The following is a 7,415-nucleotide window of genomic DNA, read 5'->3' as shown; positions in this document are numbered from 1 at the left end:
CCCCCCCCCCCCCCCCCCCCCCCCCCCCCCCCCCCCCCCCCCCCCCCCCCCCCCCCCCCCCCCCCCCCCCCCCCCCCCCCCCCCCCCCCCCCCCCCCCCCCCCCCCCCCCCCCCCCCCCCCCTATTTAGATGTGTATAAGAGACAGATGCCATGCAGTCGCAGTCGCAGTCCCAGTCGTTCAGGGAGCGCCGTATTCGCTCAGCTTCTTGCTGAACCCAAAGGTCCACAGTCGCTGCGTGCGATCGTTGACGTCATTGGTGGTAAAGCGCAGGCTCGCCGCGCCCTTGGCGCATTGGCCGTCGTTCACGATCTTGCCTTCGGCGTCCACCATGCATTTGGTGACGTTCGAGCCTTCGATTTCCTTGCCGCTGGCGTCCAGCACGGCCAGCGAAACACCGAAGTCGGTGTCGTTGGTCAGCGCCAGCGTGTAGTCATCGACCAGTGCCAGGCCTTCGGCCTTCTCGGCCACCCAGCCGGTGGCGTTCAGGTTGAAGAGCCGGGTCTTATTGAGCGTCACGACCTTGGAATAGTCCGAGCCATTGACCGGCTTGCCAGTCAGGCTGCTCTTTTCCAGGTCGGAGCCCAGCGCGGTGATATCGGTGGCGTTGGCCGGAAACTCGATCAGAACCAGGTCGTTGAAGACTTTCTTGTCCTTGCCCGTGCCTTGCTCGATGGCGATGAATTTCCCCTTGCCCAGTGAGACCACATCACCCAGCTTGGCATTGCCGGTCTTGCCCTGGCTGTACCAGCTGCTGTCCACGGGCAAGGCAAACAGGCGGGTTTTTTCGGTGGTCGGGTCAAACTCCACCCAGCGCACAAAGCGAGCGTAGTCGCGCACGTTCTCCGGCTTGCCAGTGGCGTCGGCAACGGCAGCGGTGGTGTAGTCGGCCTTGCCGTCGTCCAGGGGGCTTTGCAGGAAACCGTGCAGCTTGCCGCTGGCCGCATCGATGCTCAGCCCTTCCATGCCACGGTTGGCGCGGCGCTTGGCGAGAATGGCCGGCAGATCGGCCGCGCCAGTGCCGGGCCCGTATTTCTTCTGGATGATGCCGGTCGCCGGGTCGATCTTCACGATGAAGGGTCCATATTCGTCGGACACCCACAGCACATTGCGTGCGGCATCCACCACCACGGATTCTGTGTCCAGGCCGAATTCGCTGTAGCCCTTGGCCTTGCCGGGATAGGTGAAGGAGTCGTCCAAGACTTGCTCGCCCGTGTTGCCTGTGATGCCCCGTGGCTGCACGCGGCCGTTGGCGTTCTGTGTGGCGCTGAATCTGAGCGGCAGGGTGGAGACGAGCCTGGCTCCGTCTTTTCCGAGAGCGATCACGCCGATGGACGGAGTGAAGTTGGGCGAGGGAAACACCGTGGAACTGGCAAAGCCCGCGGGATTGGAGCCGTCGGTGATCTGCGTGACCGGGCCGGTGGTCGCGTTCGGGCCGCGATCGGTGATGGCGTAGAACTCCAGCGTGCCGTCGGCACGCCTGCCCTTCAAGGCCAGGCCCGAACCGTAGGCTGGCAGAAAGCCCTTGGGGAAATCGGCCTTGGTGGCGGGGTGTTGGCCTTCGTAGGGGAAATAGAACCTGTCGTCGAACTGGACGTCCTGGCGCGTGACGGTGGCGCGGATGCTGCCGACGCCGGTGGTCTGCGTCACCGTCTCGGAGCCGGCGACCTGGAGCGGGCGGGTGTCGGCGCAGGCGCTCAGCAAGGCAGCCGCGGCGGCGATCACTGCCATCAGGCAGGAAGAAGAAGTGGGGGGGCGCATGGCGAGTAGGTCTTGAGAAGAAGAGGCAAGCCTGATAGGCAGATAGGCAGATCGGCAGGCCCTGCGTGGCAAGGGCCTGCCCAAGCTTGAAGGCTTCGTTTCTGGAAAAGGCGCTGTGCCGCTCAGAACGAGTGGCTGATGCCCAGATCCACACCGGTCGAGCCGGCGTTGGCCACACCCGCAGGGCCGCCGATCAGGCCGACGCTGGCGCCGTTCTTGTTGTTGACACGCGCCAGCCCGGCGTACAGAGAGGTGCGCTTGGAGAAGTCGTAGACATATCCGATCGAATATTTGTCGGCCTTGCCGCCGCTGCGCGTGAGGGCAGAGGCGTTGCCGCTGAACTTGGCGCTGGCGTACTTGATGCGCAAGCTGCCTTGCCCCATGGGGATGGTCGCGCCCAGGTAGAAACCGTCCACTTTCCCGGAGGTTGCGCCGTTGACGGGTTCCCACTTCAGGCTGTTGTATCCGCCATTGAGCAGGAAACTGCCGAAGTTGTACGAGGCGCCCAGCACCAGGTCTTCGAGATCGCTGGTTGCAGCGATGGCGCTGGGCGAAGCCACGGCCGCGGTACCGTCGATCCTGCCGTAGCCGATACCCACGTTCAGCGGGCCAGAGCGATAGCCCAGGTTGCCGCCTATGTACCTGCGGGCCTTGCTTGCGCCAGAGCCGGAGGCGTTCTCGTCGCCAAAGGAAACCGAGAACTGGCCATAGACACCGCCCAGGTCGCTCGGCAGGAAGTAGCCCACGGCGTTGCTGATGCGCGTGCGGTCAACCACGCCGCTTTGGCTGGCGGCGTTATAGGCAGTCTGGCGGATCGTCTGGAACAGATTGGCCTGCACACCGGTGGTGGTGTCGGGGCCCGCGAAAGCGGTGAAGATGTTGTAGCTGGGGGTGTAGTCGCGACCCAGCCGGATTTCACCCCAGGAATTGTTGCTCAGCCCGATCGTGGAGCGGCGCTCGAAGCCAAGGGAGCCGCTGCTGCCGCCAGTGCCGACATCGGGGTTGAGGCCGCCTTCAAGCCAGAGCTGAGCTCTGTTGCCGCCACCGAGGTCCTCCGTGCCGCGCAATCCAAGCAAGCTGGTCTTGCCTTGGCTGGAGTTCAGTGCATTGAGCCTGTTGCTGCCGGACTTGGCAATGGTGACACCGACGTCCACCACACCAAAAATGGTGACGGAAGATTGTGCCAAGGCCAAGCTGGAAGAAGAGGCGAAGAATGTGCCCATCGCGAGTCCCAGAATGCGCGAGCACGTTTTTTGATTTTTCATTGGCGAGATACGAACTGAACTTATTAATGAGAATGACGGTAGCCTCCTGCCACCGCTGCGGGAACTCTAGGCAACACATAAGTATTCTTCGTGACAGCTGTGCTGTGTGACATGAAAGTCACAGCAGCGGCGGTGCCTGCGGCACGTTTCCTGCAGGGAAGCCCTCTCGCCGCCCCCTTCAGCCATGGCCTGCACGACGGGGCAGATCATTCATTGCCGATTTGTTTGATTCATATTCGAGAAATTGGCGGAAATATGCATTCTTTTGCCATTTTCCCAATAAGGTTCTCGACTTCCATATTTTCAATGGCACATTTCGAGCGTTCGTCGATCGATTCATCAGTCATTGGGGACCCAAATTCAGCCCATTGCACGGCCAGTTCAACCCCATAGTCCCTGGGAGGGCGAAGTCCCACAAGAATTGCCGCACCGAGGACTGCAGCCTCAACATCGGTCGCACCAGCAGTCACAGCTATGATCCCCAGGCAGCATCGCCGTCCCCGCCAGCGGCGAGCTGCCCCCTCTCCTCCACCCAACGCCCCGCTCCACCCCCCCATGATCCAAGAGTCCGAAGAGATTGCCCTGCTTCGCGAGGAAAACGCCCGGCTGCGGGCGCAGCTGGCGATTGCCACGGCGGGCCATGCCAGCGCCGTGCAGGGCGCGGGCGCCAGCGATCAGGACCCTTTCGATGCGCAGGTCGCGGACCAGAAAACGCTGTTTTCGGATTTCATCGAGCATCTGCCGATAGGCCTGTGCCTGGTGAGCAAGGGTGGCAAGGTGCTGATGTCCAACCCGGCCTACCGCCATTTCCTGCCGGACACCCCCATCCCTTCGCTGCTGTCGGCCGAGGAGGACCGGGGGCGCTGGCGCAGCTGGGACAAGGACGGCAAGCCCGTTCCCCGCGACCAGTTTGTGGCTGCCCGCGCGTTCCGCGGGGAGCTGGTGGTGCCGGGCGTTGAGTGCGCCTATGACACGCCTCAGGGGCGCGAAGTCTGGACGCGCGTGTTCGGGGTGCCGCTGCGCAATGCAGACAAGGAAGTCGTGGCCACGGCCATCGCCATTTTGGACATTGATGCGGAACGGCGGGCGCTGGACATGTTGCGCCAGAGCGAGGAACGGCTGGATGCGCTGGTGCGCTCTTCCTCGGAAGTGCGCTACTCCATCAGTGCGGACTGGAGCGAGCTGCACCAGCTGGCAGGCGGCGGGTTCATCCCCGACACGCAGGCGTCCAACACGAACTGGCTGGAAGACTACATCCCCCCGGAGGACCGCGACCTGGTGCGCGCGGAGATCGCGCGGGCCATCCGCACGAAGACGGACTACGTGATCGAGCACCGGGTGAACCAGGTCGATGGCAGCGTGGGCTGGGCGTTCTCGCGCGCCGTGCCGCTGTTCGATGCCGCAGGCGCCATCACCGGCTGGCTGGGAGCGGCCTCCGACATCACCGAGCGCAAGCAGGCCCAGGCCGCGCTGGAGCGCTTGAATGCCACGCTGGAGGAACAGGTGGCAGAGCGCACGGCCGACCGCAACGCGCTGTGGCAGCTGTCATCCGACATCATGATGCGCTGCACGTTCGAGGGCATCATCACTGCGGTCAACCCGGCCTGGACCGAGGTATTGGGCTGGCGTGAAGACGAGCTGCTGGGCACGACGCTTTTTCATCTCATCCATCCGGAGGATCTGGCGCGCACCATCCAGGACACGCAGGAGCTGGCCACAGGCATGGCGCATGCCCGGTTTGACAACCGGTATCGCCATCGGGACGGGAGCTACCGCTGGATCTCCTGGTCCACCCGTTCGGCGGCAGGCCGCATCAACGCGGTGGGCCGCGACATCACCTCCGAAATGGCCAAGGCCGAAGCGCTGGCCAAGGTGCAGGAGCAACTGCGCCAGTCGCAGAAGATGGAGGCCGTGGGCCAGCTGACGGGCGGCCTTGCGCACGACTTCAACAACCTGCTGGCGGCCGTCATGGGCAATCTGGAGCTGCTGCAGCGGATGCTGGCGCGCGGCCAGGTGGACAACCTCACGCGCTTCATCCATGGAGCGCAGGGGGCGGTGCGGCGCGCCGCCACGCTCACGCAGCGGCTGCTTGCGTTCTCGCGCCGGCAGATTCTGGACTCCAAGCCCACCGATATGGCCGCGCTCCTGGCCGATTTGGAGGACCTGCTGCGCAGGACGGTGGGCGCCAGCGTGGACATCGACATCGTGCCGGCAGCCCATCTGTGGCATGCGCAAATCGATGGAACGCAGCTGGAGAACGCCATCCTGAACCTGTGCATCAACGCCCGCGATGCCATGCCCGAAGGCGGCCGGCTGACCATCAGGACAGCCAATATCGAGCTTGAAGAGGCGGCAGCCCGGGAGTGGGATCTTCCGCCGGGCGGCTATGTATCGCTGTGCGTCACCGATACGGGCACCGGCATGTCGGAGCAGACCATTGCACGCGCCTTCGAGCCGTTCTACACCACCAAGCCAGTGGGCCATGGAACAGGGTTGGGGCTGTCGATGATCTACGGCTTCGCGCGGCAATCGGGAGGAGCGGTCAGGATCTTCTCCCAGCCGGGCCAGGGCACCACGGTCTGCCTGTATCTGCCCAGGTGCGACGCCGCGCCCGTTGCGGAACGCGCGGTCGATGCGGCACGGCAGGTGGTGGTTCCTGCCCAAAGGACCTTGCTGGTCGTGGATGACGAAGCCCCGATCCGCCATCTCATCGACGAGGCGCTTGTCGACCTGGGCTACACGGTGCTTGCCGTGGCCGATGCAGCCGCCGCGCTTCAGGTACTGCGTGCCGGAACCCGGGTGGACATGCTTATCACGGACATGAGGCTTCGCGGCGGAATGAACGGCAAGCAGCTTGCCGACGAGGCACGCCTGGCCTGGTCCGACCTGCCGGTGCTCTTCATCACCGGGTTCACCGAGGCATCTCCGCTCAGCCAGGAAAACCTGCACCCCGGGACGCAGCTTCTGACCAAGCCGTTCACATTGGATGCGCTGGCGCTCAAGGTGGCGGAGATTCTGGGCAGTACCGACGCTGTGCAATCGGACTGAAGCTGGCACATGGGCATGTGGGCATGTGGGCATGTGGGCAGAGTCGATCGCCGACTACAGAGGGGCACTGTCAAAGCGGGAAGAGCACTCAGTGCCCAGCGCCTGACTGTCAACTTGGTAGATTGCAGAGTAAGGCGAGAAATCGTTTTTCTTTCTCAAGGAAAAGGCATCCGGGCAAACCTCAATCATTTCGCGCAGGTGAGAAGAATAAGGGCCGTAAGTCCATTCTCCTGCATCGAAAATATATTCAGGTTTGAAATTGGCAAGTTCTTCAAGAAAGTCCTTGGGTGTCAACACACTCCTGTGTAGCTCTGGCCGGCCAATGATGGTCCTGTTGAAGAACATGCCATATTGATAGTTGCTGACAACAAAAATTCTTCGCTGATTATCTATGATATCTCGATACACATCATTTGATTCGTCTCCAAATTGAGATATGAAAATTGCCTTATTCCCATCTTGCAGATTTGAATAATTCCGCTGATATGCAAGATATACGGATGAAGTCAACAGAACTACAGACACCGCCACGCAAATCGTATCCGTTGGAATTCTCTCTTGAAAATTGAAGATCCTTGGTTGTCTTGAAATACCATCAATACATGGATATCTTTGAATCAGCAGATAATTGGAAAGAGCCGTGGACACAAACAGAACATGGATTCCATGGCGTTGTTCATAAGCACCTACGGTAAACCAAATAACCAGGAATGGCAGGACACAAAGAATCCAGAAAACCCTGCCCCTACCTGAAAACAAGGAGACCAGCATCGTCCCAATGAGAAGCATGCCCATATCCGGGGAATCGACGATGTACTTTTTCAGGGATAGCATGACTGACGCCATCAATCCGCCATTTTTCTTCACGATATCAAGCACTCCTTGATTTCCCGTGAACTCCGGGGCAACAAAGAGGGGCCATATTGCCGCGAGCAGCATCGCTACAATGCACGCGGCTAATGCCGCAGGCCGCCATTTCCAACGCCACACGCCATAGATTATCAGCATGGGAAGCGAGGCAAGGCACCAGACCAATCCGGGTTGTTTGGTGAGAGATGCCAACAAACCGCAGAACAGCGACAGCATCAAGGGACGCAATTTGGCAGGCTTCTCGGAATACTGCAACAAGAGCGTGAAGCTCAATAGAATCAATGCCGTAGCAAGCGGATCGGCATAGGCCCAAAACAGCAGATTTCCAAAACTTGCCAATGCTCCGAAAGTGAGCAGCAATGTCAGCCAGTTGATGAGTTGGCTGGAGCTCCTTGCAACAAGGTCGGAAAATGCAATAACGATGACGAGAGCGGGTATGCCGCACACAAGCTTCGCTGCGAAATGTGAGACG

5 protein-coding genes are annotated in these 7,415 nt (G+C 61.3%); 2 read left to right on the top strand and 3 right to left on the bottom strand.

Going from position 1 to position 7,415, the window contains the following annotated elements; translation table 11 throughout:
- Window positions 1-179: 179 nt before the first annotated feature.
- The gene (locus JHD82_RS28315; protein WP_199140192.1) at window positions 180-1,760 is read right to left on the bottom strand and encodes an esterase-like activity of phytase family protein; all 1,581 of its coding nucleotides are present in this window, start codon (window positions 1,758-1,760) and stop codon (window positions 180-182) included.
- A 122-nt stretch (window positions 1,761-1,882) separates the two neighbouring features.
- Window positions 1,883-2,983 (bottom strand): porin, encoded by a 1,101-nt coding sequence (locus JHD82_RS28310; protein WP_199140190.1) that lies wholly within the window; start codon window positions 2,981-2,983, stop codon window positions 1,883-1,885.
- A gap of 132 nt (window positions 2,984-3,115) precedes the next feature.
- Here JHD82_RS28310 and JHD82_RS28305 point away from each other — a divergent pair, with 132 nt between their 5' ends.
- Window positions 3,116-3,418, top strand: a complete 303-nt coding sequence (locus tag JHD82_RS28305; protein WP_199140188.1) for a hypothetical protein — start codon at window positions 3,116-3,118, stop codon at window positions 3,416-3,418.
- 162 nt (window positions 3,419-3,580) lie between these two features.
- On the top strand, window positions 3,581-6,073 hold the full coding sequence (locus tag JHD82_RS28300; protein ID WP_199140186.1) for a PAS domain-containing sensor histidine kinase: 2,493 nt from the start codon (window positions 3,581-3,583) through the stop codon (window positions 6,071-6,073).
- 54 nt (window positions 6,074-6,127) lie between these two features.
- Here JHD82_RS28300 and JHD82_RS28295 read toward each other — a convergent pair.
- A partial coding sequence (locus tag JHD82_RS28295; RefSeq protein ID WP_199140184.1) for a hypothetical protein occupies window positions 6,128-7,415 on the bottom strand: 1,288 nt, incomplete at its 5' end.

It is taken from the genome of Delftia sp. ASV31, from assembly GCF_016428765.1.
GTDB lineage: Bacteria > Pseudomonadota > Gammaproteobacteria > Burkholderiales > Burkholderiaceae_C > Comamonas > Comamonas acidovorans.
Note: the sequence above shows the minus strand (reverse complement) of the source record. Positions and strands in the feature narration are given on the sequence as shown.